The sequence below is a fragment of the Agrobacterium sp. T29 genome, from assembly GCF_006970545.1.
Lineage (GTDB): Bacteria > Pseudomonadota > Alphaproteobacteria > Rhizobiales > Rhizobiaceae > Agrobacterium > Agrobacterium leguminum.
The window spans coordinates 1,435,001-1,460,797 of sequence record NZ_CP040641.1; the positions used below are offsets into that span (position 1 = coordinate 1,435,001).

The 25,797-nt window shown below is 56.8% G+C and carries 28 protein-coding genes, 1 tRNA gene and 2 rRNA genes (1 of these 31 running past the window's edge); 16 read left to right on the top strand and 15 right to left on the bottom strand.

Annotated elements, in window-relative coordinates; genetic code table 11:
* From FGF54_RS21625 to FGF54_RS21660, 8 genes are all read left to right on the top strand, one after another.
* Positions 1-2,296: ribosomal RNA gene (locus FGF54_RS21625) — 23S ribosomal RNA — on the top strand (it extends 500 nt beyond the left edge of the window).
* 391 nt (positions 2,297-2,687) lie between these two features.
* A 5S ribosomal RNA gene (gene rrf, locus FGF54_RS21630) occupies positions 2,688-2,802 on the top strand.
* Between the two features lie 126 nt (positions 2,803-2,928).
* Positions 2,929-3,005, top strand: a tRNA-Met gene (locus tag FGF54_RS21635).
* Between the two features lie 165 nt (positions 3,006-3,170).
* The gene (locus FGF54_RS21640) at positions 3,171-4,505 is read left to right on the top strand and encodes a site-specific integrase (protein WP_246667010.1); all 1,335 of its coding nucleotides are present in this window, start codon (positions 3,171-3,173) and stop codon (positions 4,503-4,505) included.
* 129 nt (positions 4,506-4,634) lie between these two features.
* Complete coding sequence (locus tag FGF54_RS21645) at positions 4,635-4,901, top strand: type II toxin-antitoxin system ParD family antitoxin (protein WP_142781063.1); 267 nt, start codon at positions 4,635-4,637, stop codon at positions 4,899-4,901.
* A gap of 3 nt (positions 4,902-4,904) precedes the next feature.
* Positions 4,905-5,213, top strand: coding sequence for a type II toxin-antitoxin system RelE/ParE family toxin (locus FGF54_RS21650; RefSeq protein ID WP_020808442.1), 309 nt, complete (start codon positions 4,905-4,907; stop codon positions 5,211-5,213).
* 422 nt (positions 5,214-5,635) lie between these two features.
* On the top strand, positions 5,636-5,833 hold the full coding sequence (locus FGF54_RS21655) for a hypothetical protein (protein ID WP_142781064.1): 198 nt from the start codon (positions 5,636-5,638) through the stop codon (positions 5,831-5,833).
* The gene (locus FGF54_RS21660) at positions 5,833-6,477 is read left to right on the top strand and encodes a DNA methyltransferase (RefSeq protein ID WP_142781065.1); all 645 of its coding nucleotides are present in this window, start codon (positions 5,833-5,835) and stop codon (positions 6,475-6,477) included. Before FGF54_RS21655 ends, FGF54_RS21660 begins: the two co-directional genes overlap by 1 nt.
* 79 nt (positions 6,478-6,556) lie before the next feature.
* Here the strand turns inward: FGF54_RS21660 and FGF54_RS21665 are convergent, their stop codons facing one another.
* The 6 genes from FGF54_RS21665 to FGF54_RS21690 form a co-directional block, all read right to left on the bottom strand.
* Entirely contained in the window at positions 6,557-6,874 is a 318-nt protein-coding gene (locus FGF54_RS21665) for a hypothetical protein (RefSeq protein ID WP_142781066.1), read from the bottom strand.
* Between the two features lie 222 nt (positions 6,875-7,096).
* Positions 7,097-8,362, bottom strand: coding sequence for a MobQ family relaxase (mobQ, locus tag FGF54_RS21670; protein ID WP_168208210.1), 1,266 nt, complete (start codon positions 8,360-8,362; stop codon positions 7,097-7,099).
* 2 nt (positions 8,363-8,364) lie between these two features.
* The gene (locus tag FGF54_RS21675) at positions 8,365-9,882 is read right to left on the bottom strand and encodes a type IV secretory system conjugative DNA transfer family protein (RefSeq protein ID WP_142781068.1); all 1,518 of its coding nucleotides are present in this window, start codon (positions 9,880-9,882) and stop codon (positions 8,365-8,367) included.
* Between the two features lie 124 nt (positions 9,883-10,006).
* Positions 10,007-10,219 (bottom strand): hypothetical protein, encoded by a 213-nt coding sequence (locus tag FGF54_RS21680; protein WP_142781069.1) that lies wholly within the window; start codon positions 10,217-10,219, stop codon positions 10,007-10,009.
* A gap of 3 nt (positions 10,220-10,222) precedes the next feature.
* A complete protein-coding gene (locus FGF54_RS21685) occupies positions 10,223-10,480 on the bottom strand; it encodes a hypothetical protein (RefSeq protein WP_142781070.1) in 258 nt (85 codons plus the stop codon).
* Positions 10,481-10,545: 65 nt separating this feature from the next.
* Positions 10,546-10,809 carry a hypothetical protein gene (locus tag FGF54_RS21690; protein WP_142781071.1) on the bottom strand — a complete coding sequence of 88 codons (264 nt, stop codon included), beginning with the start codon at positions 10,807-10,809 and terminating at the stop codon, positions 10,546-10,548.
* Between the two features lie 325 nt (positions 10,810-11,134).
* On the opposite strand from FGF54_RS21690, the gene FGF54_RS21695 reads away from it, so the two are divergent.
* Positions 11,135-12,046 (top strand): hypothetical protein, encoded by a 912-nt coding sequence (locus FGF54_RS21695; RefSeq protein ID WP_142781072.1) that lies wholly within the window; start codon positions 11,135-11,137, stop codon positions 12,044-12,046.
* A gap of 369 nt (positions 12,047-12,415) precedes the next feature.
* Here FGF54_RS21695 and FGF54_RS21700 read toward each other — a convergent pair whose 3' ends face one another.
* Positions 12,416-12,895, bottom strand: coding sequence for a hypothetical protein (locus tag FGF54_RS21700; RefSeq protein WP_142781073.1), 480 nt, complete (start codon positions 12,893-12,895; stop codon positions 12,416-12,418).
* Entirely contained in the window at positions 12,895-13,248 is a 354-nt protein-coding gene (locus tag FGF54_RS21705) for a hypothetical protein (RefSeq protein ID WP_142781074.1), read from the bottom strand. Before FGF54_RS21705 ends, FGF54_RS21700 begins: the two co-directional genes overlap by 1 nt.
* A gap of 336 nt (positions 13,249-13,584) precedes the next feature.
* Between FGF54_RS21705 and FGF54_RS21710 the strand changes: the two genes are divergently transcribed.
* Complete coding sequence (locus FGF54_RS21710) at positions 13,585-14,133, top strand: recombinase family protein (RefSeq protein ID WP_142781075.1); 549 nt, start codon at positions 13,585-13,587, stop codon at positions 14,131-14,133.
* 7 nt (positions 14,134-14,140) lie between these two features.
* On the opposite strand, the gene FGF54_RS21715 is transcribed toward FGF54_RS21710, so the two are convergent.
* Positions 14,141-15,568, bottom strand: a complete 1,428-nt coding sequence (locus FGF54_RS21715) for a TIR domain-containing protein (RefSeq protein ID WP_142781076.1) — start codon at positions 15,566-15,568, stop codon at positions 14,141-14,143.
* A gap of 127 nt (positions 15,569-15,695) precedes the next feature.
* Positions 15,696-16,706, bottom strand: coding sequence for a hypothetical protein (locus FGF54_RS21720; protein WP_246667011.1), 1,011 nt, complete (start codon positions 16,704-16,706; stop codon positions 15,696-15,698).
* Between the two features lie 309 nt (positions 16,707-17,015).
* On the opposite strand from FGF54_RS21720, the gene FGF54_RS21725 reads away from it, so the two are divergent.
* Both FGF54_RS21725 and FGF54_RS27810 read left to right on the top strand, forming a co-directional pair.
* Positions 17,016-17,528 (top strand): hypothetical protein, encoded by a 513-nt coding sequence (locus FGF54_RS21725; protein WP_142781077.1) that lies wholly within the window; start codon positions 17,016-17,018, stop codon positions 17,526-17,528.
* A 147-nt stretch (positions 17,529-17,675) separates the two neighbouring features.
* Positions 17,676-18,008, top strand: coding sequence for an MliC family protein (locus FGF54_RS27810; RefSeq protein ID WP_142781078.1), 333 nt, complete (start codon positions 17,676-17,678; stop codon positions 18,006-18,008).
* A 99-nt stretch (positions 18,009-18,107) separates the two neighbouring features.
* Here the strand turns inward: FGF54_RS27810 and FGF54_RS21735 are convergent, their stop codons facing one another.
* Entirely contained in the window at positions 18,108-18,785 is a 678-nt protein-coding gene (locus tag FGF54_RS21735; RefSeq protein ID WP_142781079.1) for a hypothetical protein, read from the bottom strand.
* Between the two features lie 263 nt (positions 18,786-19,048).
* Between FGF54_RS21735 and FGF54_RS21740 the strand changes: the two genes are divergently transcribed.
* Positions 19,049-19,459 (top strand): GtrA family protein, encoded by a 411-nt coding sequence (locus tag FGF54_RS21740; RefSeq protein WP_142781080.1) that lies wholly within the window; start codon positions 19,049-19,051, stop codon positions 19,457-19,459.
* 58 nt (positions 19,460-19,517) lie between these two features.
* Here the strand turns inward: FGF54_RS21740 and FGF54_RS21745 are convergent, their stop codons facing one another.
* Positions 19,518-20,201, bottom strand: coding sequence for a hypothetical protein (locus tag FGF54_RS21745; RefSeq protein ID WP_142781081.1), 684 nt, complete (start codon positions 20,199-20,201; stop codon positions 19,518-19,520).
* 263 nt (positions 20,202-20,464) lie between these two features.
* On the opposite strand from FGF54_RS21745, the gene FGF54_RS21750 reads away from it, so the two are divergent.
* A complete protein-coding gene (locus tag FGF54_RS21750) occupies positions 20,465-21,253 on the top strand; it encodes a hypothetical protein (RefSeq protein WP_142781082.1) in 789 nt (262 codons plus the stop codon).
* Positions 21,254-21,285: 32 nt separating this feature from the next.
* On the opposite strand, the gene FGF54_RS21755 is transcribed toward FGF54_RS21750, so the two are convergent.
* Positions 21,286-21,840: a hypothetical protein gene (locus tag FGF54_RS21755; RefSeq protein ID WP_142781083.1), complete on the bottom strand. Its 555-nt coding sequence runs from the start codon at positions 21,838-21,840 to the stop codon at positions 21,286-21,288.
* Between the two features lie 99 nt (positions 21,841-21,939).
* Between FGF54_RS21755 and FGF54_RS21760 the strand changes: the two genes are divergently transcribed.
* Together FGF54_RS21760 and FGF54_RS21765 are read left to right on the top strand one after the other, a co-directional pair.
* Positions 21,940-22,356, top strand: coding sequence for a nicotinamide mononucleotide transporter (locus FGF54_RS21760; RefSeq protein ID WP_142781084.1), 417 nt, complete (start codon positions 21,940-21,942; stop codon positions 22,354-22,356).
* Between the two features lie 71 nt (positions 22,357-22,427).
* Positions 22,428-22,856, top strand: a complete 429-nt coding sequence (locus FGF54_RS21765; protein ID WP_142781085.1) for a VOC family protein — start codon at positions 22,428-22,430, stop codon at positions 22,854-22,856.
* A gap of 17 nt (positions 22,857-22,873) precedes the next feature.
* On the opposite strand, the gene FGF54_RS21770 is transcribed toward FGF54_RS21765, so the two are convergent.
* Both FGF54_RS21770 and FGF54_RS21775 read right to left on the bottom strand, forming a co-directional pair.
* Complete coding sequence (locus FGF54_RS21770) at positions 22,874-24,085, bottom strand: DUF418 domain-containing protein (protein ID WP_142781086.1); 1,212 nt, start codon at positions 24,083-24,085, stop codon at positions 22,874-22,876.
* A gap of 77 nt (positions 24,086-24,162) precedes the next feature.
* Positions 24,163-25,782 carry an arabinan endo-1,5-alpha-L-arabinosidase gene (locus FGF54_RS21775; RefSeq protein ID WP_142781087.1) on the bottom strand — a complete coding sequence of 540 codons (1,620 nt, stop codon included), beginning with the start codon at positions 25,780-25,782 and terminating at the stop codon, positions 24,163-24,165.
* Positions 25,783-25,797 lie beyond the last annotated feature (15 nt).

Genomic DNA, 25,797 nt, shown 5'->3' on the forward strand with positions numbered 1-25,797 from the left:
TGAGGGAAAGGTGAAAAGCACCCCGACGAGGGGAGTGAAATAGAACCTGAAACCGGATGCCTACAAACAGTCGGAGCCCGCAAGGGTGACGGCGTACCTTTTGTATAATGGGTCAACGACTTAGTGTAACTAGCAAGCTTAAGCCGGTAGGTGTAGGCGCAGCGAAAGCGAGTCTGAATAGGGCGATTGAGTTAGTTGCATTAGACCCGAAACCGAGTGATCTAGCCATGAGCAGGCTGAAGGTTGGGTAACACCAACTGGAGGGCCGAACCCATAACTGTTGCAATAGTTCGGGATGACTTGTGGCTAGGGGTGAAAGGCCAATCAAACTCGGAAATAGCTGGTTCTCCGCGAAATCTATTTAGGTAGAGCGTCGACCGAATACCCTCGGGGGTAGAGCACTGGATGGGCTATGGGGACTCACCGTCTTACTGATCCTAACCAAACTCCGAATACCGAGGAGTACTAGTCGGCAGACACACGGCGGGTGCTAACGTCCGTCGTGAAAAGGGCAACAACCCTGACCTCCAGCTAAGGTCCCCAAGTCATGGCTAAGTGGGAAAGGATGTGAGGATCCCAAAACAACCAGGATGTTGGCTTAGAAGCAGCCATCATTTAAAGAAAGCGTAACAGCTCACTGGTCTAAATAAGGGTCTTTGCGCCGAAAATGTAACGGGGCTAAAGCCATGCACCGAAGCTGAGGATTTGCACTTTGTGCAAGTGGTAGCGGAGCGTTCCGTAAGTCTGTGAAGGCGGACCCGTGAGGGCTGCTGGAGATATCGGAAGTGCGAATGTTGACATGAGTAACGATAAAGGGAGTGAGAGACTCCCTCGCCGAAAGACCAAGGGTTCCTGCTTAAAGTTAATCTGAGCAGGGTTAGCCGGCCCCTAAGACGAGGCGGACACGCGTAGTCGATGGGAACCACGTTAATATTCGTGGGCCTGGTGGTAGTGACGGATCTCGTGTGTTGTTCAACCTTATTGGATTGGTTGGGCGGCGAAGAGGTTCCAGGAAATAGCTCCACCGTATAGACCGTACCCGAAACCGACACAGGTGGTCAGGTAGAGTATACCAAGGCGCTTGAGAGAACTATGTTGAAGGAACTCGGCAAATTGCACGCGTAACTTCGGAAGAAGCGTGACCCTTTTGTACGCAAGTATGATGGGGTGGCACAGACCAGGGGTAGCGACTGTTTATCAAAAACACAGGGCTCTGCGAAGTAGCAATACGACGTATAGGGTCTGACGCCTGCCCGGTGCTGGAAGGTTAAAGGGAGGGGTGCAAGCTCTGAACTGAAGCCCCAGTAAACGGCGGCCGTAACTATAACGGTCCTAAGGTAGCGAAATTCCTTGTCGGGTAAGTTCCGACCTGCACGAATGGCGTAACGACTTCCCCGCTGTCTCCAACATAGACTCAGTGAAATTGAATTCCCCGTGAAGATGCGGGGTTCCTGCGGTCAGACGGAAAGACCCCGTGCACCTTTACTATAGCTTTACACTGGCATTCGCCAAGGCATGTGTAGGATAGGTGGTAGGCTTTGAAGCAGGGACGCCAGTTTCTGTGGAGCCATCCTTGAAATACCACCCTTATCTTCGTGGATGTCTAACCGCGGTCCGTTATCCGGATCCGGGACAGTGTATGGTGGGTAGTTTGACTGGGGCGGTCGCCTCCGAAAGAGTAACGGAGGCGCGCGATGGTTAGCTCAGACCGGTCGGAAATCGGTCGTCGAGTGCAATGGCATAAGCTAGCCTGACTGCGAGACTGACAAGTCGAGCAGAGACGAAAGTCGGTCATAGTGATCCGGTGGTCCCGTGTGGAAGGGCCATCGCTCAACGGATAAAAGGTACGCCGGGGATAACAGGCTGATGACCCCCAAGAGTCCATATCGACGGGGTTGTTTGGCACCTCGATGTCGACTCATCGCATCCTGGGGCTGGAGCAGGTCCCAAGGGTATGGCTGTTCGCCATTTAAAGCGGTACGTGAGTTGGGTTCAGAACGTCGTGAGACAGTTCGGTCCCTATCTGCCGTGGGTGTAGGAATATTGACAGGATCTGTCCCTAGTACGAGAGGACCGGGATGGACGTATCTCTGGTGGATCTGTTGTCCTGCCAAGGGCATAGCAGAGTAGCTATATACGGAATGGATAACCGCTGAAGGCATCTAAGCGGGAAACCAACCTGAAAACGAGTGTTCCCTATCAGAGCCGTGGAAGACGACCACGTCGATAGGACGGGTGTGGAAGCACAGCAATGTGTGAAGCTTACCGTTACTAATAGCTCGATCGACTTCTTCGTTCCCATTGAATATGTTCATCAAGCCAAGCTTGATGACATCATCTTCTGTCCTCACGGGCCAAAGGCCCTGCGGACGGCGCGCCAAACGATTGGCGACGGACTAGCGTCCTGTATGGCTGCCTAGCTCGATCTCGAGCAAGGCAGGCAAACGGACAAGTCAGAGAAAGACGTGTAAATTAAATAGAGCCTTGGCTCTCCAGCTTCTCGAACAACAGTCATGTGAAAACATGAACTAGGTTGCTTTGGCCACCTGGTCCCTCATATCAGAGGTGACCGTATGGCCGATTGGCGTCCCCCGTGAGCGACAAGCGAACGGGATAAGGCATGCCAATCCAATAAAGAGCAACATATGTTCATGCGTCCCGCATGAACATATGTTGCGTTTTGCCGACCTGGTGGTTATCGCGGGGCGGCTGCACCCGTTCCCATTCCGAACACGGCCGTGAAACGCCCCAGCGCCAATGGTACTTCGTCTCAAGACGCGGGAGAGTAGGTCGCTGCCAGGTCTGCAAAACGCAACACAAAATCTTCTCACTCACAAAAGGGCCACAAAGCCCAAATCAAAAGGCCGCAAATGCGGCCTTTATGCTATAATAAAACCAAACCTATTTTGCAGACGCAAAACCGGATAACGCGGGGTGGAGCAGCCCGGTAGCTCGTCAGGCTCATAACCTGAAGGCCGCAGGTTCAAATCCTGCCCCCGCAACCAAAATTTACAAGACTATCAAGACTTTATCGGCCTCCCAAGTGGAGGCCGAAGTCGTTTTTACCCCTAGCACAACGCTAGCACAAATCCCGAGGCCGATTTGACTGTTCCCTTGAGGTCGTGATTCCCTATTCCCATATCGAAGACGGAAACAAACAGGGGGCCGGTATGGCGAGCCATGAAATCCTCGGAGGGAAGGTCAATGTCTACCGGCGCGGGGGCCTCACCTGGCATTGCTCGGCATCGGTAAAAGGTCAGCAATACCGTACCAGCACCAAAGAAACCGGACTGGAGCAGGCCAAGGCGTTTGCGGAAGACTGGTATCTCGGGCTTCGCGGCAAGCTGGCCGCCGGGTTGTTGAAAACCGAAAAGACCCTTGCTGAGGCCGCCAAGAAGTTTGAGCAGGAATATGCCGTTATCACTGAAGGTGAGCGCAGCCCCAAATGGGTTGAGGGCCACAGTATTCGCCTACGGCTCCACTTAATCCCGTTCTTCGGCAAGATGGGGCTCTCCGAGATTACGGCCGGGACCGTGCAGGATTACCGCGTTCACCGCATCAGCACGTCCACGACGGGTAGAGCTCCCGCGCGCAGCACGCTTCATGATGAGGTTGGCACGCTCCGGCAGGTTCTCAAAACCGCCATCCGCCACAAGTGGTTGGGCCACCTTCCTGATTTGTCGCCGCCCTACAAGACGCAAGGCAAGATTACCCATCGGCCGTGGTTCAGCCCGGCCGAGTACAAGCAGCTCTATGAGGCCACCCGCCAGAATGCCAAGGAGCCGAAGAACCCTTACTTCCGGTGGGAGGCCGAGCAGCTGCACGACTTCGTGCTGTTCATGGGGAACACCGGCCTTCGGCCGGATGAGGCCAAGCAGCTCCAGCACCGGGACGTAACGATTGTGGAGGACCCGGAGTCGCGTCAGTGCATCCTTGAAATCGAAGTGCGCGGCAAGCGCGGTATCGGCTGGTGCAAATCCATGCCCGGCGCGGTCAAACCGTATGAGCGTCTGTGTGAGCGGGCGAAGCCCGTGCGCGGGAAAGGGGATGGTGAGGTGGCCGCGACGCTTCCCGCTCCGACCGATCTGCTGTTCCCCGGCAATTATCTCAAGATGTTCAACAACCTTCTTGAAGCACAACATCTCAAGCTGGACCGCGATGGCAAGCCCCGAACAGCATACAGCCTACGTCACACCTATATCTGCCTGCGGCTTATGGAAGGGGCAGATGTTTACGCCATTGCCAAAAACTGCCGCACCAGCGTCGAGATGATCGAGAAATTCTATGCGGCGCACATCAAGACGACATTGGATGCTTCCGTCATCAACGCCCGCAAGCCCAAGCAGCGGGCGGGCCGTGCACGGAAGATGCCGAGGGCGGCGGCACCGCCGCCCCTCCACGGACACGAGGCACCACAGCCTCGTAAAGACACCCGAACGGGTGTCCAAACGAACCGCTTGCCGGTTCGAAGCGCCCGCTTGGCGGGGCGCTCCTCGAAGGTTTAGCCTTCTCAAGACCGGCCACGCCTCCGGCGTGGTCGGCCGGTTTTAAGAATAAGAAAGTATCAATAATTGATAACAGTTGTTAATTTTGATGGCGAGACCTATAATCCTAGTAACAGGAGGTCCCATGCCATGCCAAGTTATGCGCTCAACGAACACTATGAGAAGTTCATTCAAAAGCAGCTCGAATCCGGCCGCTATAACAATGCCAGCGAGGTTGTCCGTGCTGGATTGAGAATGCTGGAAGACTACGAAGATGCCCGCGAGAAGTGGCTGAACGAGGAGATTCCGAGCCGGTACGAGGAATTGAAGCGTGACCCTTCCAAGGGCGTCCCCTTTGAGACGTCTCGTGCCCGGTTCGAGGCGAAGCACAAATCAGACTTGGCGAAAGCCAAGTAGGACATGGTTCATCGCATTGCATTCCACGCGCGGGCCGAAGCCGAGATCGATGAACTTTATGAGCTGCTCCGTGACAAGGCTGGTCCCGCCATTGCCGGAACCTATGTCGGCGGCATTTACGATCTGATTGACGGGCTTCGCATGTTTCCCGAGCGTGGCAGTCTCCGCCAAGGCAAAGTACCGGACCTTCGTATCATCGGATACCGTCGGCGCGTAAGCATCGCCTTTGTGGTGCAAAAGGATGTAGTTCACATCCTCGGTGTCTTTTATGGCGGGCGTGATGCCCAAAGCCTGCTCGAAGACCGCGTTTAGGGTTCTGTCGATGGCGTTGAACATTGATGTTGCCGTGCGTGCTCTTTCAGCCGTCACGGCAGAAGACGCCATTCATCGTAATCAGCATCTTTGACAGAAAGACCGTACATCATTCCGTGCTTTTGACAAATCCGGCGGTATTCCGGCCAGATGGGTAACTGTCGTTGATGCTCCTCCCAGCCTGAAGACATGCGCGTTTGCCTTGGGCGTGTTCCTGTCGTTCCCCGTTACCGGCTGCGCTACACGGCCGGAACGGTCGGGGTATGCGCCCGGTTTTCGCCGCCGGCAATCGGCTGCCCGCTCCTTCGCTGCGCTCCCGTGTTGCCGTTGCCTGCGGTCGCCTTCGGCTCGCAAACACGTTCGCAAAAATCCCCCGACCGGCCGCGACAGGCGCAGCCGGATAACCAACGGGAGAACCGATCATGAAACCGACCCAAAAGAGCAAACCCGACTACGCCGTTTACGTGGTGGAAGGCGAGGGCGACAAAGCCCACTGGACCAAAATAGGCGCAGGCTGGTCCCACAGCGACGGCGACGGGTTCAACATCACCCTTGCCGCCGTGCCCCTCAACGGCCGCCTGACCATTCGCAAGCCCAAAACCGAACGGGATGACGCGTAATGCGCCCCGTTCGCAACACTGTACTCTACGGCGACTGCATCTCCCTGATGCAGCGCCTGCCGGGCGAGGCGGTAGACTTCATCCTGACCGACCCGCCGTATCTGGTCCGCTATCGCGACCGCCAGGGGCGCACGATTGCTAACGACATAAATGGCGACTGGCTGAAACCGGCTTTCGCCGAGATGTACCGGGTTCTCAAACCCGGCGGCCTTGCCGTCAGCTTTTACGGCTGGAACAAGGTCGATCTCTTTATGGATGCGTGGCGTTCGGCGGGATTCCGGATTGTCGGGCATCTTGTCTTCCACAAGGGCTATTCCTCGTCCCAGCGCTATCTGTGCCACACCCATGAGCAAGCGTATCTTCTGGCAAAAGGTCCGGCCGTTGCACCTCATAGCCCATTAGCCGACGTGTTGCCGTGGGACAGCACCGGCAATCGGCTGCATCCGACGCAAAAGCCGCTGCGGCCGCTGGAGGAGATTGTTCGTTCTCTGACCCGGCCGGGTGACCTCGTGCTTGATCCTTTTTGCGGGTCCGGCAGCTCTTTGGTGGCCGCGCGCCGCTGTGGGCGCGATTTCCTTGGCATTGAGCTTGAGGGGCATCATCATATGATTGCCAGTTTGCGTGTTCACACCGCGCTCTCATAGGAGCGCGGTGGCGGCTGGGCACGAAGGGGGTGCAGGGGGTTCCCTCTGCAAACCGCGCGAAGCGCGGTCGACGCTTGTCTTACAATAGGCATGACATGCCTAGGTAGCGAGGCAAAACGAGCGGCAATGCGAAGAGCAGGAAACCGCCCACGGCTAGAGTTAACCCGCTTTCGCTTTTCCCGAACGACACAACACACATGATGACGCCGATGCAGGCAATGACAACGCCGATCTCGTAGGTGATCAGGATCACGGGGTGGAGCAGCGTGCAAAAGGCGTGGGGCGAATAGCCGAGCCATCCAGCGGCATGGTCGATGCTCCATCCCGTGATGAGGACAAAACCAGCGAGCGCGGCAAGATTGGCGACGAGGCGAACGGCGAAAGTAGAATGTGACATAGAAGCATCCTGGCGACGGGAGCGAGAAACACAGCGAGGCGGAGGCGTCACAAAGCTACGGAGGTAAGGAGAGGTAGGCAGGTAATAGCGCACTTATACATCGCTTCGCGACATAGGTGCTCCGGCAGCCACAGGCTTGTGGCAATCCGCCGGAACGGAACGCCCTTGCGGGCGTCGGTTGGAGTTCGAAAAGCGCGCTGGCGCGCGACGGAACTTGCTTGTTCAGGGATGCGATCGGGTGCGGCCTCGTGACGTTGTGCGGTCACCGTGGCGTACTTGCCGTACCCACCGTTCGACCTCCTTGGCCCGGATCAAGCCTTGTTCGTAACGACGGTTGGCACCTGTGGCGGCACGTTCCAGGTCCTTCAGCAACTGCGCAATCTGGGTCAGTCGCTTGCGTGCGTGGACGACCTTGCGTGCGGCAGCCTCCCGGCGCTGTTTGTCCTCCTGCGCGGCCTTCCAACGATTAAAGCGGAACGTGCGCCCCATGATTGCGCCTTCTGCGGCAAAGGCGATATGGCGGTGCCAATAGTCGAGCTTGCGGTTCATGCGGTCGAAGCGTCGATTGACGGCCACGAGGTCGCGCTTGAGCTGCGTATTGTTTCCCGCCACGATTTGCTCCAGCCGGGACAGCCGGCTGCCACGATCGAACGCAGGGTAGTTGAGCCGTCGGCGTCGTGCCGGAATTGTGGACACGCTTCGCGATGGCTTTCGGTAGGTGTTGACCTCGCGAATCTGACTGACGGGCGTCCGCCCGTTCCGGACGATCTGACGCGCCTTTGGGCCGACGTGGATTTCCGGTGTTCGGTTGAGTTCTGCGGCTCTTGCCATATCACGACAGGTGAGGGCTTCGTTGCGTTGGGCTTCCAGCGTGCGGTGATCGATCCGCGTGCGTTGTCCGGCACGTTCGAGGGCGAGATTGCATGCGATGGCCCATTCGGCCCGCCAGACGCTCAGCAGTTCCTTGCTATTCCATTCGCGCGTCTTGACGGGGTCAAGTCCTTTCGCGGTCGCGCGGCGCAGGGTCAGCATGACGTGGGCATGGAAGTTCTTCTCGTTCTGGCCGTGTTCCGGCAAGGGATCATGCAGGGCAAAATCCGCGACCATGCCGCGTCGGACGAAATGCGTCTCAAGGAAGGTCTTTACTAGTTCGAGACGATCGTTCCGGCTAAGCTCGTACGGCAGGGCCATATTGAACTCGCGCGCCAGTTGGGCGTCCTTGCGGACTTCCATGGCCTCAACCGTGTTCCAGAGCGTTTCCCTGTCGGTGAGCCACGGTGCGCTGCCGGCAGGTGCGAGGATTTCCGTATGGGCAACCCCGCCGCGCCGGCTGTAGTCGTGCACCTCGTTGGTGCGTCGGTCGGTAAGTCGCTCCCCGGCGCGATAGGCAGCAGCGGCCACGGCCTTGGAACCGGGGCGGTACGAGCCGTCCGGATTGCGTTTCGGCTGGCGCCCGAGTATTTGCCCGGAAAAATGGTAAATTGCCACGCTCACCTCCTGCGTCGTGGCTGTCCGGACGATGCGCCTCGCCATCTGTCCCACCGTCCGCGCCAGCACCATATTTTGCGGTAGTCGAGGCGACGGCCGAGGATCGAGTACGGAACGTTGCGGAACTTGATGATGGCGCGGGTGAGGGGAAGGCGCTGCACCTCGGCGGCGTCGAGGAGCCAGTATCCGCTTTCGGATTGGCCCTTCTGACGGTTACCGCTGGCCCATAATTCCCCGGAGTGGCTGACCCCGGACGAACTGGAAAGCGTTGTCATGTTGCCGAGCATGTTAGCGACGTAGGTGGCGGTCTGATTGTCATTGACCCCGAAAAAGACCCGTGCCGAAGCATTTGCCAGGAACGCCTCTGCGCCACGGCCATAGACTTCATGAATTTGTGGCAGGTTCTGCCAGATCAGGACCGGCGTGCAGTAGGCGCGAAGGAGGCCAGACTGACGTTCGAGGGGATCGAGGCGACCGAGAACCGCGACCTCATCGAGAAGGAGCACAACCTTTCGCTTGGGCGGAGCCGTCTTGGCCCGCGTGAGCGTTTTCAGCGCGCAGCCGACCATGACCCTCAGCCACCGTTCGTAAACGGTCAAAACGTCCTCATCGACACAGAGGAAGAGTGTGGACGTTTCAGTCGTCAGTTCTGTCAGGTCGAACGTGGACGAAGAGGAGAGTACACCTGCCGGAGACCCTGCCGACCAAGGTTCGGTTGCTTTCTGGAGGTTCGACAGGATCGATTTGAATTCCCCGGAAAAGCTGCCGTTGGGTTCGAGTGCGCTGGTCAGAAAACCGGCGGCAATTTCGCGTGCGGCGAGGGAAGGGGATTCCTGAGTGATGGTTTCGAGCGTTGCGAGGAAGACTTGCGGCGTGCCGACTGATAAGCGACGGACGGCAGCTAGCGTGCGGCTTTCGGGAGGTTCCTGCAGCGTATGCAGGATCAGCGCCTTCAGCATCGAGGCGGCTTTGTCGTCCCAATGGGCTTCGCGGGCATCCGGCTTGATCATCAGGGACGCCAACGCTGCAGCGTCGTCCGCTTCGTTGGGTGTGCCGACACGAATGATGTCGATAGGGTTGTACCGGTCGGCATGGTCAAGGTTGGTAGGATTCAGCATGCGCACCTTGCCGAACTTCGTGCGGCGACGGCGTGCGATATCGTAGTTCTCACCTTTCGGATCGGTGACGACCATCGATCCGGGGTAGGAAAGCAGGGAGGGGATGACGACGCCGAGACCCTTGCCGGAGCCCATGGAGGCGAACACCATGACCATGCCATCCGAGGAAAAGCGCAGAAAGCGGCGGAATGCGCCACGACCGAGAATGACCCCTTCGCCGGTAAGGGCTCCACGGCGCAGTTGCTCCCAGCGAGTGGCCCACCGGGAAGACCCGTGGGAGCCGCCCTTGCGGCGGCGCCTGTAGGCCACCCGGAACAGGAGCCGCAATATCCACCAGCAGGCTTTCAGCAGAAATGACAACGTCCAGCAGGTGGATTTGAAAAGGAATATGACCAGATTCATGAAGATTACCTGTCATGTGGCCAACAACGGGTGCAAACCGGCGTGCCTGCCGAAGCGGCACAGACCGGAATTTCGCAATGATGTCGGCGGGGTAAAAGAGGAGGGGTGCTATATCGGATATCGGTCAGCGACGCCGGGGATTGCCCCGGCGGCGCGGATACGAGGTGCGCCTGGTCGGCGCACGTCGTATCGGTTTGTGGGTGAGCCGCGCATAGATGTCCGCGACGATGCGAACCAGTGCGCGGCCGAAGAAGCTGAGGATCGCCACCAGTATATTGAGGTGGAGGTCCAGCAGCTTCTCCATCGTACGGACGAGGAAGCCGAAGATGTGGTTCATCGGCTAGTCATTTACCGGCCCGAGGCACTTCGGCTTGTAGGTGTGTGGGCAAACCGTCCAGAGATACCGCACGGCCGTAGAACCACGCTCGATAGCCACCACGAACTGGTCGCCGGACTTTCCATACCAGACCACTTTCGACGGATATCCGTAACCGGGGAGATCAAGGTTGTAGAGTGCTTTCTGCACGATCCTGATGACGGCCTGTTGGCAGACCGGTTCGATGGTACTGATCTTCGGATCGGGAGGCAGTATCTCCACGACCGCCGAGTTCGTAACGTCCGTGGCCAGGGATGTACGGCTGGAGCTGACAACGAGCTTGTTCATCAGCGCACCCATGGCAGGAAGATCGTCGTCGTGCGAACCGGCTGGTCCACGCGGGCGATATAGATAAACTCGAACAGGTTGCGCGGGTTGACCTCGTAGAGGTGCTTGCCGTCGATGTGCGGGAACACATAGATGCCGCCGAGCAGGCTGCCCGGCCGGTGACGCTTGAAGCCGATGCAGCGGCCCGCGATGCGCTGGCCACGACGGTTCGGTTTTGTCGGTGCGAGGGTGGTGTAGAGGTGTTTGAGTTGGCTATCGTGCATTTTGGTTCTCACAGGTTGAGCGGGATTTCCCGCGGTTCGGCAAGACCAATGATCCACGAATAAGAGTGGGATAAAATCAAATAACATCAATAGCTTGATAATAATATGCAGTAGCTGATTATTGGCGGCTATTGAGCGGCCTATTAGACTGCAATAGATAAAGGTACCAGACGAGGGGCACGATAGCCCGCGTCGGTACCTTTATCGAGAAGCCGCACGGCTCCTCATTCGACGGGTTGCCGAGACCCCTCGAATAGAAAATGATGAAGATGTAAGTGTTGTATACGCGTTATAGGATAAAATTCCTAATTGTCAAGGGGGCTACATGGCAGGAAGGACAGGGCCGTCTGGTAGGGGGAGAGGCCCAAGCACGCCGAAGAACGATGGCGGTGATGGATCATCCGCCAATAGTTCAGCAAAACGACCTACCCGCTCGTTTTCGCTGTCACGCGATCTCATCACGCTTTTGGATGGCCTTGCCGAGGGCGAGAAATCGGGATTTGTTGAAGAAGCGCTGTTGAACCATTTTCACAACTTGAAACAGCGCGACGATGCTATTGCCAAGCTTACAGAGATCGCAACGTTCGTTTTTGAGAGCCGAAACTCCGTAGCGGCTCATCATGAGTGGATTGCTGAACGGTTGAGTGGGCTGGAGTCAGATGTTGGTTACGTTGTCGGTGTTCTTGAACGTCTTTTCCATGTACGACGCCACCCAATCGAGCTTCAGACACCTTCAACTGATGATTTTCATGAGATGATTGCTGAAGCATCCGGTGAGTATCTTCGAAACCGGTCATTGCTGCGACCCGATATGATGCATCAAAAAACTGAATTGGAAGTAGCTACCTCGAGGGAGAATTTTGCAAATCGACTTAAGGAAGCTCAAGAGTTAATGCAGTCCATGCCGTTTATGGCTGATGGACGCTTCTATATAAAGTTTCGACATACCGGCCCGTCGCTTTATGATGGCGATTTCGGAACAGTGGGCGATTCCTTCGACAAGCATTTTTGCGTTGCTAATATTAATATTAGCATGGACGACATGAGGATGATTTATCCTTCAGAGCGTCCATATTTCGAGTTGCATGTGTCGGATCAACGTCCGACGCTGGTCGCTATCGGTTCGGACGAAGTCGCGAAAGTGCTTCCGGTCATTGTCGCTGACTATCTTGCGTTTCGCCAATTGAATGGGGCTGTTCCCAAGGGGCCCTCTTTTCAAGCGGAAGATTCAAAATAATGAAGCGGCTGACTATACATGGCGCTTGGCTGTCTCATGATATCCCCGCGTCACAACCCTTGTTGGCCTGGTTCGCGGGGTTCCTCAACGGTGACAGCTTGGTGTGAATATCTATGCCGCACTCGCCATGATCAGGACGGCACCACCGAGCACCAAAAGAAGCCACAGAGGGTACTCTCTCAGCAGGGTAATAAGGAGTCCGATAAGGCTCCCTGCCGCCACAAGGCAGAACGCAGCTGTGGCCAAACCAAATAGAGGGATAATCATCATGCTTCTCCTTCTTGAATCAAAAGCGCCCCGTCGGGGGCGCGGTGGACAGAACTAGAGGCAATGCTGTTAGAGGCCGGGATCTGGTCCCGGCGGATTGCGTCATTTGGCCGGATGCACGCGGGGTTCCTGCAGGACGTCCTGCGTGTTCGGGTCGTGGTCCACCATGTCCTGTACGACTTTATCCCGGTGGGTGGCTTCTTCCGGGCTTCCCGGCGCGAAGGTGCGGCCGCAGATAACCACGTTGCCCGGCGTACCGATGAGCATGGCGGGGACGAAGACGATGGTGTACGCCCGGCTTTCTGGGAGCGGGCCGAACCAAGCGGCTTTGTTATTCGATTTGAACTCCGGCGCGTCCATGATGGGGATGCGCTCGGGGTCGTCCATGGTTACGCTGACATAGGACCCGCGCTTTAAGCTGCCGACGAACTCGGCCGCCCTCCCTTCATAGAGATAGCAGCCGGTTTCCGCGTCGAGCCTGAACGTTTGTCGCATCGGTAGCGGGTGCGCGAGTTCGGTTTCGGCAGAGGCTGGAGCTGCCATCAGTAAAACGCCAGCGAGCGCCATGACGCTGATCTTCATCACTGCACCACATTGAGCGTCATTGCGTATTGGCAACCAAAGACTTCGAAGACCTTGGGGGTGCGCCTGTAGTTGCACATGGCTGGTTCAACACCGACAACCGGGGCTGCTGTTTCGAGCTTCAGGCTTCCGTTGTCCGTGAAGGAATACTTCCACATCCTCTGGCTTCCGTCCTTCCTGAAAATGGCCGTGCCATCACTCAGAAATTCAACTGTTGAGCCGTCCTTATGGGTATAATTCCCGACCAGTTCAGACTTGTAGTCCTGACCGCTGACGGACTTGTAGACAAAGAACGCGGCTAGTGCGCCGACTACGACGACTGACCCGATTGCGATTTTGGATTTGATCTGCATGGAAACCCCACCCCGAACGCCGGGCAGATTCCGAGCCTTGACGAGGACGGCGTGACCGCTGCCCGGTCAGTGAATTCACGGAGTATGGGTAGCAAAAATCACGAATTTAGACGGAGGCTCGGCCGCCACATGCCCCAGCACTGTCCGCGTGAGTTGACAATGAAAATACGTATAGATTCAGTATTGCTAAAGTTTATATCGCGTCACAAATTGTGAATCAGGCCTACTTGCAAAAGTCGTGACTTTTGACGTCTAGAATAATTTGGTAACATATTAGCAATACACGGATTTAATGTTTGTTCTGCCGTCTCCCAGCCATTACCCTTGGGTGCAGCCATGATTTACGGCTACGCTCGTGTCAGCACCGAAGCCCAAGATCTTGCCTACCAGATAGACCGGCTTGAAAAGGCTGGGTGCGCGGAAATCTTCCACGAAAAGCGTAGCGGCAAGAACCGGACCGACAGGCCGGAGCTTGCGCGATTGCTGGAAGCCCTGCAGCCTGGCGATCTCGTGCTGGCGACCGCCACCGACCGCGTGGCGCGTGATCCGCTTGATCTGGTCACGATTCTTAAGGCCGTGAAGGACGCCGGAGCGGGGTTGCGGCTGCTGGATGAGCCGTTCATCGACACGACATCCGAGATGGCGGACCTGATTGCGTTTCTGGTGGGATGGGCCGCCCGCTGGCAGCGGCGGCGCATCCTTGAGAATACGGCGCAGGGCCGGGAGGCGGCGCGGCAGCGTGGGGTGAAGTTCGGACGGCCGCGCAAACTCGGGCCTCACGAGAGGGAGGCGATTGTTGAGCGGCGGGCACAGGGAGAAACCTGTGCTCGCATTGCTGAAGCGTTTGCGGTGAGTGAGAGCACTATTCTACGACTTGAAAAATAGTGCGTTACTATGGCTGAGTAGCAATCTTGCCCGCTCCCATAAGAGCAGTAGGATCAACATATGTGTAATCCCAAGATATGCCGCGACGTTTTCCGTTTTGGTAGCTCTCCGCCAATGCCATCAATGCGTCTTTGTCTGGTACGGTGAGGATTGTTTTGACGTTCTCAAAGTACTGTGTGGAGCGCGCCCTCGCAAAAACTTCAAATGCGCCTCTATAGTCCTCGGCGTATAAGAGAGTTTCCGGAAACCATCCATGATACTTATCTTGGTGGAGTTCCGCTCTAAGAAATAGCACGAAATCCGCTTGCATCAGGTCTGTAAATTGCAAAGGAACACCTTTGCATCTCTCTTTCAGCATATCCGCGCGTATTGATATGCGGCGCAACTGAAGCCTTTCTTTCCGATGGAAAAGCGAGCGTGTCGGCTCGCGAATTCTGTCAATGCGGAGCATTTCCTCATTCCTTCGGTCGCTTGGGGCAAATAAGGCAGAGGTGAGGACTGAAATGGCGTCGAAACGTTCGTGCTTCAGGAATATGGCAATAGCATAAAGATACAGTTCGTGAATGATGAACCTGTAGTTGTCGAAATCCCATTCGGTCCATTGCTGAACGCTCTCTGGCCTGTCGAAGTATCGGATAAGGCTTTCGAATAACCGGTGTATCATTCGATAGGTATCGTTGCCGGGCTTGTACATTGCAAGGCTGTTGAAAAGATCGATCATTTCGTCGCGATACGGGATAAAATCCTCAATGGATTTGACGACGTCATCATCAAAATCTTTCCGCCCGCCTGAGACAAGTCGCAATTTTTCTAGTTCCGAAACGAACGTATCAAAGTATTCGCGCGTCGCCGGAAGGGCATTGTCGCGGCCATTACGAATGGAATCTTGAGCGCGACGTGCCAAAACCGCCGTCGCAAGCCGCACCGACACGGTGGCTTCCATGAGAAAGGCTGGAGTCTTGCCGATCTCGGGCTTCACATCGAGAGGCTTGTCGTAAACCCAGCGCAGCAGGCGTTCAAACTGCGTGGCGTAGGTCGCGGGATCGCTGAGATCAATGTAGATGCGGGATGAGTAATAGACCGGAAGGCAGGCCTTCCCGTCGTCATCCCGTTCCATGACCACCGCGACAAATTTGTTCTGATCCTGCGCCTTGTAGACCTCGGATGAGATGATTTGGGTTTCAGTGCCGACGCCGCCTTTGCGGCCATCCGCCTTATCTTTATAGGTCTTGTCGCAGAAGATGGCGACTTTCTTGATGTGGGCATCTGCCACCATCTTTTCCATGAAAACCGTGGCCTCATGGCCCTCGCGCAAATCCCACTTGTCGAGGATCACGTCGATACCGGCGTCCCGCAATTCGGTGGCGATACGCAAGATATCCTGCTCGTAGTCGGGATTGCTCCAGCTATAAGAGATAAAAAGTTTGGGCGGCATAATCGATCTCGTGTTGATTCTGTTGCAATCATAAGATGACACCTTAAGGCGGACAATCCTTGATTGTCTCAGAAAGGAGATAGGTGGTTGCGTGCTCCCTTGGCGTAATCGTGGGCGGATACGAGAGTTACGACAAGTTACCCACAAACGCCTTAATCAGGTGCGATGCGCCGTCGAGGGACATCGGACCTATACCAAGAAAAACTCCTGCGTCAGGCCCGCCTCTCACACGAAGTCCAAACGCGGTCGACTGAGCAATGGACATCGCTTCTGCAGGTGTTATCTGCGAGGCTATATTTGTATAGATGCCCTGTACGGTTCTCGAGCAGCGGTCAAACAGGTTGATGACTGTTTCCTCGGGGGTGTGGATAACGAGTTCAACAAGCGGAAAGTTCGTGAGTTCCTCTTCGCGTCCCTGTGACTCAATGACGGCGTGAACAAAAAAGCCATTAGGTTTTGCAAAACCCAGGAGCATCTTATGATGCCCATACAGGTTATCCCGCTCTCCTCGCACATATAGTGCGCCTTCCACTGCATGAATTGACCATGAAACTGGGGTTTCCCCACCGGTGACAACTCCCAGCGGATCCAGATCCGCAGGGGATAGGAGCTTAATCTCGTTGCTGGGTGTTGTGGAGGCAATTTCGAGAAATTCTGCGTGGATGCCCATATCGGCAACGTATCGGGCAATCTTGGCGGAAAGTATCTGGGAGCGTGCGATATGGTCAGGTGAAGGATTGCGGAACGAAAACTGATGCACGCCGAATCTTGACCGGTCATCAAAGTAGCGCAGGCGCCCCCCTAAAAAGACAAGTGTCGCGGCGCTCATGCAGCTGCCGCCGCTTACCTTTCTCTTCTTGAGGAAACCGCCATCGTGGTCACCGTCCAGCACGGATTGCCCGATGTGGGTTGAAAACCAGTGGTCACGAATAGTCCGCCCGATATTGATTGCAGCATCGACGTCACCGCCTGTTGAATCGATATAGACTGAGGTACGGGGCGGAATTTCGGAGCCTTGTAGGAATTCAATGAACTTTTCGTCGTCGCCTATGGCGATGGGGCCAAACGCATTGATGCAATAGTATCCACCGAGGGCTTTCTCCAGTTCTGTTTGCGGTGGCGTGTATTCGAACTGCACTTGTGTCTCCCATGTCCCGAATTTGAGGAATTGTAGCGCTCATCTGTATGAATGCCCTACGATTAAGTTTTCTTGCTTGGGCTATGGAGTAGCAACAGCAGTCATTTCGGGACTTCTTAATTCCTGGCGTGTTCCGCCATTGCGCACCGGTCGCGTTCGCCAGGCCATGGCGCAATATTTTCTATCTGGGGTTGAAATCGGGTTTGTGGGTTCCATACTCCCAGTGTTAGCTGGCCAAAAGGCTTCTTTCATCTCCACCCTTTTTAAACCTATTGCACTGCTTTTCCGCGGTACCGGAAGGATTATCTTATGCTTATCCAGAAGCTTATTGCATCGTTCGTCGCCTTGGTTGTCTTTACCTCTTCGGCGTTTGCCGCTTGCGACTGCGTTCCTTCGGGAACAGGTATCCCGGCCTCGGCTCTCCTGCCGTCCGTTGACTACGGTCAACAGATCAAGGTTGCCGTCGTGCAACCCAAGGCCATGGTCAAGACCGCCGCTAAGACCACGAAGACAGTCTCACCGCCGGCCAAGGACGAAATGGTCGATTGCCTCACCGGCACCTCGGCCAACTCGATTGAAATCGTCTGGGCCATGGAGGATACCGGAGCGTGCCCCGGCAAAATCCTCTACAAGGACGCCGTAAGGCTCGCGGCCAAGGCTGCGGCAGGAGCTGTCGAGTTCCGCACGCCGTTCTACATTCCGTCGAAGTGCGATTCCGGCTGGGCCAAGGTTCCGACCAAGGTCGAGGACGGCAAGATCAAGCTGTATCCATGGCGTAAGACCTGCGTGAGTGGTTATTTTGTCACTTATGTTGTGAAGTAAACGACAACATGAAAGCCGCCTGTATAACCGGCGGCTTTCTTAATTTAATAATATCATATGCTTGGTTTATAATTTATATACTTGAAAATAATAAGTATCTATTCAGAACAAGTTTGCAAGCCCTGAGCGAAATTGATACGTTGGGCCATGAACAAATTAATCCTGATTTTTGCGGCAACGTTGCCCGTCTTATCCTCCTGTGCAGAGGTTTCCGGTTCTTCTCCATCCGTGGCTCCGATACCGGAAAGCGAGACAACGACTTATCAGTGTAATGATGGCCGTGTCGTCTCAGCGGACTTTGAAAATGATGCCGAACGCGTAGTTCTGCGTTCGAAGGGAGCCATTTTCGCCCGATTGAACGCAAAACCAGCAGCGTCCGGAATTTGGTATGAAGGGCAAGGTTACACGCTTCGAGGCAAGGGGGCCCAGGCCAACTTGACCGGACCTGACGGCCGCACCTTCGACTGCGTGAGTAATTAGGTTATCCACGGAAGTTTGGCTCGGCTGCGGTAACCGAACTTGATACGTAAAGGCCGCCGGTATAACCGGCGGCCTTTTTGAATTTATACCGTCGTGCGGTCAGAGGAACCTGAACAGAGCCAGATAGCCGGAGCCCGCGAGAGCTGCGATTATCATGAGATCGACAGTCTTGAACTTCCGCAACGTCATGAGCAGCACGGCGTCAATGGCCTTAAACCTCGTAACGAGGGAGTGATGCCCGCCGACTGCCAGGAGACCGGGTGACGCGGCGATGAGACCCGTGCACCCTGTGAGGTAGAGAGAGCCGCCGATCCTCATGTCTGTCGGCAGCGCCGCAAGGCTCGTGCAGTCATTGAGTCTCAGCCAGCCACCGACCTTCAGCCTCTTTGGCAGAGCCCTGAGCGCCTTGCAGCCGGTGAGATCGAGCCAGCCCCCGACCGTCAGATCATCCGGCAGGGTTTTAAGAGCCGTGCAGCCACCCAGGTGGAGAGAGCGTGTGACCTTGAGATCGTCGGGCAGCGTGGTGAGACCCGTGCAGTCGATGAGGTAGAGGTCTCCGCCGACTTTCAGGCCCCTGGGCAGCATGGTGAGGCTGCTGCAGCCAACAAGGTAGAGGGAATCGCCGATGTCGAGGTTATCGGGTAGGACGGTGAGGTCGATGCAGCCGAGGAGGTAGAGGGAACCACTGATTTTGAAGCCTTCAGGAAGGACTATATCCGTGCAGTGGCTGAGATCGAGGTTTCCTACGACGCTTGGAGGAAAAGGTGAATGAGGCATTGGGATTCTCCAAAAGGTGACCTTCCGTCATGCCGGAAGGCAAAATGACGGGGCGCTCGTGGAGCGGAACAGGGCATAAATATATGTCGCGTGGTGAGTATTGGGCGGCTGGTGGGCGGCCGCAAGGGCCACCGCCCATAAAAAAGTCTCCGGCGTAAACGCTGGAGAATAAGTATATCCGAGTATTCGTTTATCATGTAGGTTCGGTTCTGCTGGTAATTCGCCGTTACGTGTACGAAAATAGACAAAAATGGGGTGGCGCTATGAAGTTTACGCGGGATGCGCTGCGTCGTTTTCTGACATACGCGTTGGTCGGGGGCGGGACCTTTGGTCTTGACCGTCTGCTGATGGCCGGGTGTCTCAGGCTGGGCATGGCATATCCCGTGGCGGTCTACATAGGGTTTTTTCTGGGCGTGAGTCTCAATTACCTGATCAGCCGCCGCTATGTATTCCGGGGAACATCCCGCTCCATGGAGATGGGGTATTTCAATATGCTGACAGTGGCGGCGATGGGAGCTTTTGCGACCTCCTCGCTCTCCGTGCTGATCGTTCGTGGATTCGATGTGGACATGCTCCTTGCCCGCCTGCCGGTGGCCGCCATGGTGGGAGTGGGCAACTATCTGTTTAATCTTTATGCGAACTTCGACGTTGCGGGCCGGCATCACGCGAGGTAACGCGGGGCCGGTATTCCATGACACAAAAACCCCCGGGTGTTGACCGGGGGCTTCGTTGTCATTTGTGGATGATGGACCCACCCACTTCCAGGTCATCCGGCAGTACCTCAATTTTGGTGCAACCGGATATGTGGATATTCCCGGCAACCTTCAGGGTTCTGGGAAGCTGGGTAAGGCTGGAGCAACCTGTAAGATGAAGGCTGCCACCGACCGATAACCCTTCCGGCAGGCGAATAAGGCCTTTGCAACCGGTAAGGTCGAGCCTGCCGCCGACGGTGAGGTTGTCCGGCAGAGCTGTGAGGCCGGTGCAGCCGGCGAGGTCAAGTCTGCCTTTGACGATAATGTCGTCCGGCATGGCCAGCAGATTTCTGCATCCCCTAAGGTAGAGGTTGCCCCCGACCATAAGACCGTCAGGGAGGAGGTTCAGACCCTCGCAGCCGGACAGATCAAGTCTGCCGCGGACCGTGAGGCCCCTTGGCAGGGACCGGAGACCGGTGCAGCCGTTGAGATAGGCGCTGTTGCCGACCCGGGTGTCGTCCGGCAGGGCGGTCAAGCCCGTGCAGCCTGCAAGATAGAGAGAGCCGAGCACGTTAAGGCCTTCCGGCAAAGCCGCAAGGTCTGTGCAACCTGTGAGATTTAGGCTGCCCCTGACCGTGAGACCCCTGGGCAAGAGGTCCAGGTCGCGGCAGCTTGTGAGGTCCAGATTGCCGTTCACGGTGGGGGGAACGGTGAAGTTGAGCATGTAGTCTCCTGGGTTAGCCTTCCGTCAGCGCCGGAAGGCGTTGTGACGGGGGCTCCGAAGAGCGAAAACGGGACATAGGGATATGTCGCACCGCGAGTGTTGGGAGATGGACGGTCCCGCGCAAGTGTAGGGCTATAAAAAAGCTTGGTGATCTTGGCGAATTGTTGACGTTTGTTGCTTGGAAAAGCACCATATTCCAACACCTTTCGTCGTTCTGGTATGTTTCTTGCTTATTTCCATGTAAACAAGGATGTATATTCGAAATGCAACTTAAATCATCTATTTTTACCAATCCAGCCCAACGCGCGGGACTGGAAAAGTATTACGACGCCCAGAAATCCGAACTGCTCGCTTCCTTGAAGGCCCGTGAGGCTGATCCGTCGTTTCAGGCCACATTTACGTCCGAACTCACCATGCCCGACGGCAAGACCCTGTCCGGGAAAGGGTGGCGTATAACTTCGGAAATGGCGGAAAAAGCCATGGTCAGTTTCGACAAATGGCTTGAGATCATGGCTGACACCTACGAGAGCCAGGAGACTCTGTTTGACATGGCGCAGCAGCGCATGACCATGCTCGAGGCAGAGAATCCCGACACCAGCTCCCATGTCCGTACCGCCTTCTCCGCCGGCGGTGAGTTGCTCGCGTACATCAACGAGGACGGCTCGCTGGTTACCTCCAACATCGGCCCACGCCATGGTGAGACGATGACGCATACGGCTCTTGAACTCAAACTGCAGGCCATTTTGCAGCAGGCCGATGCCATGAGGCTCAGCGGTGAGAACCGGATTGACTATCTGAACCGCGAGGTAAGGAACGCGCTGTCCTACGAAAGGGGCGACGTTGCCATGACCTCGTATGACAGCGGCGCGTCACCGACCAAACGGGAGTTTGGCAAGGCGTGGCACACGACCTTTGATGTTGATCAGGTCTACGCCGACGCCCTGGCGGATGCCCGGGCGAGTTACGACAGTACCAAGGTGTTGCATGACCAGTGGCAGGAGAATCTTCGCAAGATGCAAAGCTTCCTGCTTGGCTTGCAGGAGACCGCTTAGAAAAAGCCCCCGGTAAACCGGGGGCGTCGTTGTCAGTCTCGGAAGATGTAGCCGCCAACACGGAGGTTGTCGGGCAGGGTGGTGATACCGGTGCCGGTGAGATCGAGATCGCCTCCGACCGTGAGCTTGTGCGGGAGGTTGGTGAGACCCGCGCAGCGGCGGAGAAGGAGCGAACCCTTCACCGCGAGACCCGTGGGCAGGGAGGCAAGGCCCGTGCATCCCTCAAGATCCAGATTGCCACCAATCCGGAGCTTGCGCGGAAGGGCGGTGAGACCCATGCAACCTGTGAGTTTGAGGCTGCCGCCGGCGCTGAGTCCATCCGGCAGGCTGGTAATACCCGTACACCCGGTGAGGATGATGGACTCGCCAACCCTGAGGTCATCGGGCAGGAACATCAGGCCCGTGCAGTCCGTGAGGTCGAGATAGCTTTTGATCCTGAGGTTGCCCGGCAATCCCTTGAGGTTTCTGCATCGGGAGAGGTCGAGATAACCGCCGACCTTGAGGTTGTCGGGCAGGTCGGGAAGCTCCTCGTATCCGCGAAGAACCAGGTCTCCCCTGATGGAAGGAGGAATAAGGCGGTGTAGCATGAACGAATCTCCAGGGTTTTGCCTTCCGTCACGCCGGAAGGCGGGGTGACGGGGGCTCCGAGGAGCGAAAACGGGACATAAGGATATGTCGCCCTGCGAGTGTTGGTTGACCTCCAGGTTTTCACAAGGGATGTCGCACAAAAAAGCGACTCTGGTTTGATGTGGCGCGGCTTTGGTTTTTTGGCGAGCCTGCAAATGTCCGGGAAGATTGTGTCAGGCGGCACTTCCCCCGCCCGTCATAGACTTTCGCAACAACCAAAAAAGCGCATATCCTTGTTTGAGTACTACGGTTTAGATTGGCTCTTGCTGGCGTCAGGGCTTACAACCAAGTATCTGATGATTCATCAGAACCGCTGGGCGTTTGCTACCAGTATCCTTGGATGCCTTGCCGGGTTGGCTGTGGCGTTGATGGCCAGTCAGCATGGTATTGCCCTCTACAATCTGATTCTTATTGGCATGTCCTGCACCGGGTTTGTGCATTGGGGCAGGCTCACCCGAAGCAGGGTTTCTGCCTAGCTTCCTTCTGTGCTGGAACTGGGCAGCATACCCTGACGGGTGGTAATATTTTCCAAACAGAGAGGAACACGATGGAACCAGACCAGTGGCCGGCGTTGGTGCCGGAATTGACGTGCACGGACCTTGCGGCCAGCAGGCGGTTCTACTGCGACGTGATCGGGTTCTCGGTACGCTTTGAGCGCCCGGAGGACGCCTTTGTCTATCTGGAGCTGGGGAATGCGCACCTTATGCTGGAGCAGGTCCACGCGGACAGTTGGGTGGCAGAGGGGCTTGACCCGCCGTTCGGACGCGGCATGAACCTGCAAATCGAGGTTGCCGCGTTGGCGCCGATCATCGACCGCATCCGGGCTACCGGTCTCGGTTTTTATCGTGAACCGGCCGAGGCCTGGTATCGGGACGGCGATGTTGAGTACGGCCAGACTGAACTTCTGGTGCAGGATCCCGACGGGTATTTGCTGCGTTTGGTGGAAGTCCTGGGCGAGCGCTCATCTGCAGCCTGACAAGGCTTGCCCGTTTCTCAGCGGCGATTGTCCCGTGCCGGCTCACCCTGTTTCGTGACTTTTTTTCGCCATCCGGGATAGTGCCAGACGGTTGCGGCTCGCAACAGCCATTCCAGCGGACCGTAGTGAAAACGGTTCATCCACCAGCAGCTCAGTAACATCTGCATGATGAAAACCAGCACGCCAAGTCCGAGGACCTGAGAGATGGCGAGCCGGTCGACGAGGCCCAGGCCATAGCCGTGGAAGATGAATGCACACGTCAGGGACTGCAGCAGGTAGTTCGACAGCGCCATGCGGCCGAGGCTGGCGAAGCAATCGCGTAGGCGCTCAACCCGGCCACTATCCAGCAACTTCAGCAGACCGGCCAGAATGGCGAGACTCAGGAAGGGCGAGGTCAGAATGGACAGAGCTATTCCGGCCGTTTCGACGGCCGTGCCAGGCGCATATTGTGCTGCAGTAGCGTAAATGAGCCCCCCAGGCAGGCCGATCAACAATCCCCAGGCGAGAGACTGGTTAAGCAGCGGCCCGTAGACGTCACGGTGCAGGAAAAGCCGTTTCCGTCCCGCGACAAAGCCGACGAGGAACATGGCGAAGGCGCAGGGCGCCTGCAGCAGTAAAAGGAGCGGGAGGAAATCTTCCAGCGCGGCCAGATGTTCACCGACGACCGTCAGCGGCCCGCCGCGCCAGGCCGCGATAGATGCCGCAGCATCGGCGTTGAGCGCGGCGGGATCAAAGGGGGGTGGCACCGCGGCGCCCTGCAGCCAGGCGAGGACGAGCCAGAACAGCGCTGTCGCCAGAACCAGAAGGAGTGCGAGCCGCAATTTGGTTTGACCGCGGAGGTGCCTCAAGGCCAGCAGGGTAAACCCAAGGATGGCGTAGGTCGACAGAATGTCACCATGGAAGAGGAAGACGGCATGGAGAATTCCAATCAGGAATAACCCGGCCTGCCGGCGCATCATGCGCGGGAGGAAGGTCGCCCCCGCCTTTTCGGCCGACTGCATCTGGAGGGTAACGCTGTAGCCGAAGAGGAATGAAAACAGCAGGTAAAACTTCAGCTCGAAGAGGGCGGAGACCAGGAAGGCCAGTACCTCGTCAAGAACGGAACGGTTGCCGGGGGCAGGAAAGCCCGAGCCGTACCAGACGGAGGAGAACGCCAATATATTGACGACGAGGATGCCGAACAGGGCAAAACCCCGGATGGCGTCCATATTGGCGATGCGGTCATTCATAAGCCTCTATCATTCTATTGTTTCTGTGGTGTCCGTTGCGGGACGCATATTTGCAAGGGATTTGGCGGATGAGTCCTCTATTGCCACGGCAACGTCATGATCCGGTTGGCACTGCCGAAGGATGACACGGCCACGAACCGGCCATTCCCATACGTGATATCTGTCCAGTAATTGGCTTCGGGCGCGGCGCGGGCGGTCCAGGTGATGCCGTCCGGCGAGGTCATGACCCGATTGGTGCCGTTCACTGCCACAGCGACGTACAGGCCGTTGCTGTAGGTGATATCGCCCCAAGCGTTCGCCTCGGGCGCGGTACGAGCCGTCCAGGTGATACCGTCCGGCGAAGTCATGATGCGGTAGGTGCCGCTGCCCGCCACGCCAACGAAGAGGCCGCCCCCGTAGGCGACATCACCCCAGAAAGCTGCCTGCGGCGCGGCGCGTGCGGTCCAGGTGATGCCGTCCGGCGAAGTCATGATGCGATGAGTGCCTGTGGTCGACAGAGCCACGAACAGGCCATTCCCGTACGTGACCGTGGCCCATTCATTGGCTTGGGGCGCGGCGCGTGCGGTCCAGGTAATGCCATCCGGCGAGGTCATGATGCGGTTGGTGCCGACGGTCGACACGGCCACGAACAGACCGTTACCATAAACGACGCTGTACCAGTTGTTGGCCTCGGGGGTGGCGCGGGCGGTCCAGGTGATGCCATCCGGTGAGGTCATGATGCGGTTGGTGCCACTGTTGGCCGTGGCGACGAACAGGCCGTTGCCATAGGTGATGCCGTACCAGTTGTTGGCCTCGGGTGCGGCACGGGCGGTCCAGGTGACGCCATCCGGTGAGGTCATGATCTGGTTGGTGCCACTGTTGGCCACGGCGACGAACAGGCCGTTGCCATAGGCGATGCCAGACCAGGCATTGGCTTCGGGCGAGGCACGGGCAGTCCAGGCATCAGGGTTGTTCGCCGGGGGGGAGGCTCCGGCGCAAGCCCAGCCCATGGCCACCCAATCGGTGCTGTCGCAGAATTGCAGTTCCTTGTGATTGCTCACATACCGGATGCTGCCGGCTGCACCTGCCGGATCGGTGCAGCCGCTGCCATTTGGATTCCGGGTGGCTGCGCAGGCGGTGTCGACCCATCGGTTACCGTTGCAGAATTGAACCATGCCGAGGTTGCGTGCATAGATCACATCACCGGCACTGCCCGCTGGTGTCGTGCAGCCGGTCTGGGGGGCATTGGCTACCGATGCGCCGGTATTAACCCAGTCCGTCCCATTGCAAAATTGCATGGTCTTGTGGGTGCTATTGAAAATCAGGTGACCTGCGCTGCCCGCAGGCGAAGCGCAAGCTGCTTCGGCCGCATACGGCAGGCATAACATGGCTAGTGTAAGTATGGTTTTGGCTGGAGAAAACGTGCCGTTGACAATGTTTTCGATACCGGATTTCAGCGCGCTTGCGAACTCACTATTGGGGCCATAGGCCTTGAGTGCGACATTGGCCAGACTTGTCGCAAGGTCGGCAGCAACATCGCGGTCGTCTTGCTCAATGTCCAGATTTCGGGAGAGCTGGGTCAGTTTCAGCACGACGCTCTTCAATGCTTCCCGGTGCATGGGCCGGCCGCTGTTGCAGTAGGTCGTGACGACATACAGGAATTTCAGAGGGTCGACGTCCTCAAGGTCGTGCATCCACACCGGTTGGCTGAAGTTCATGGGACAAGGCTTCTC

Bases quoted from the DNA above. Each gene is read 5' to 3' on its own strand.
- FGF54_RS21725 (WP_142781077.1), top strand. From the start codon at position 17,016: ATGCTTATCCAGAAGCTTATTGCATCGTTCGTCGCCTTGGTTGTCTTT.
- FGF54_RS21715 (WP_142781076.1), bottom strand. From the start codon at position 15,568: ATGCCGCCCAAACTTTTTATCTCTTATAGCTGGAGCAATCCCGACTAC.
- FGF54_RS21765 (WP_142781085.1), top strand. From the start codon at position 22,428: ATGGAACCAGACCAGTGGCCGGCGTTGGTGCCGGAATTGACGTGCACG.
- FGF54_RS21650 (WP_020808442.1), top strand. From the start codon at position 4,905: ATGGTTCATCGCATTGCATTCCACGCGCGGGCCGAAGCCGAGATCGAT.
- FGF54_RS21705 (WP_142781074.1), bottom strand. From the start codon at position 13,248: ATGCAGATCAAATCCAAAATCGCAATCGGGTCAGTCGTCGTAGTCGGC.
- FGF54_RS21655 (WP_142781064.1), top strand. From the start codon at position 5,636: ATGAAACCGACCCAAAAGAGCAAACCCGACTACGCCGTTTACGTGGTG.
- FGF54_RS21745 (WP_142781081.1), bottom strand. From the start codon at position 20,201: ATGCTCAACTTCACCGTTCCCCCCACCGTGAACGGCAATCTGGACCTC.
- FGF54_RS21740 (WP_142781080.1), top strand. From the start codon at position 19,049: ATGAAGTTTACGCGGGATGCGCTGCGTCGTTTTCTGACATACGCGTTG.
- FGF54_RS21680 (WP_142781069.1), bottom strand. From the start codon at position 10,219: ATGAACCACATCTTCGGCTTCCTCGTCCGTACGATGGAGAAGCTGCTG.
- FGF54_RS27810 (WP_142781078.1), top strand. From the start codon at position 17,676: ATGAACAAATTAATCCTGATTTTTGCGGCAACGTTGCCCGTCTTATCC.
- FGF54_RS21645 (WP_142781063.1), top strand. From the start codon at position 4,635: ATGCCAAGTTATGCGCTCAACGAACACTATGAGAAGTTCATTCAAAAG.
- FGF54_RS21695 (WP_142781072.1), top strand. From the start codon at position 11,135: ATGGCAGGAAGGACAGGGCCGTCTGGTAGGGGGAGAGGCCCAAGCACG.
- FGF54_RS21660 (WP_142781065.1), top strand. From the start codon at position 5,833: ATGCGCCCCGTTCGCAACACTGTACTCTACGGCGACTGCATCTCCCTG.
- FGF54_RS21640 (WP_246667010.1), top strand. From the start codon at position 3,171: ATGGCGAGCCATGAAATCCTCGGAGGGAAGGTCAATGTCTACCGGCGC.
- FGF54_RS21755 (WP_142781083.1), bottom strand. From the start codon at position 21,840: ATGCTACACCGCCTTATTCCTCCTTCCATCAGGGGAGACCTGGTTCTT.
- FGF54_RS21690 (WP_142781071.1), bottom strand. From the start codon at position 10,809: ATGCACGATAGCCAACTCAAACACCTCTACACCACCCTCGCACCGACA.
- FGF54_RS21770 (WP_142781086.1), bottom strand. From the start codon at position 24,085: ATGAATGACCGCATCGCCAATATGGACGCCATCCGGGGTTTTGCCCTG.
- FGF54_RS21665 (WP_142781066.1), bottom strand. From the start codon at position 6,874: ATGTCACATTCTACTTTCGCCGTTCGCCTCGTCGCCAATCTTGCCGCG.
- FGF54_RS21735 (WP_142781079.1), bottom strand. From the start codon at position 18,785: ATGCCTCATTCACCTTTTCCTCCAAGCGTCGTAGGAAACCTCGATCTC.
- FGF54_RS21775 (WP_142781087.1), bottom strand. From the start codon at position 25,782: ATGAACTTCAGCCAACCGGTGTGGATGCACGACCTTGAGGACGTCGAC.
- FGF54_RS21710 (WP_142781075.1), top strand. From the start codon at position 13,585: ATGATTTACGGCTACGCTCGTGTCAGCACCGAAGCCCAAGATCTTGCC.
- FGF54_RS21750 (WP_142781082.1), top strand. From the start codon at position 20,465: ATGCAACTTAAATCATCTATTTTTACCAATCCAGCCCAACGCGCGGGA.
- FGF54_RS21675 (WP_142781068.1), bottom strand. From the start codon at position 9,882: ATGAATCTGGTCATATTCCTTTTCAAATCCACCTGCTGGACGTTGTCA.
- FGF54_RS21700 (WP_142781073.1), bottom strand. From the start codon at position 12,895: ATGAAGATCAGCGTCATGGCGCTCGCTGGCGTTTTACTGATGGCAGCT.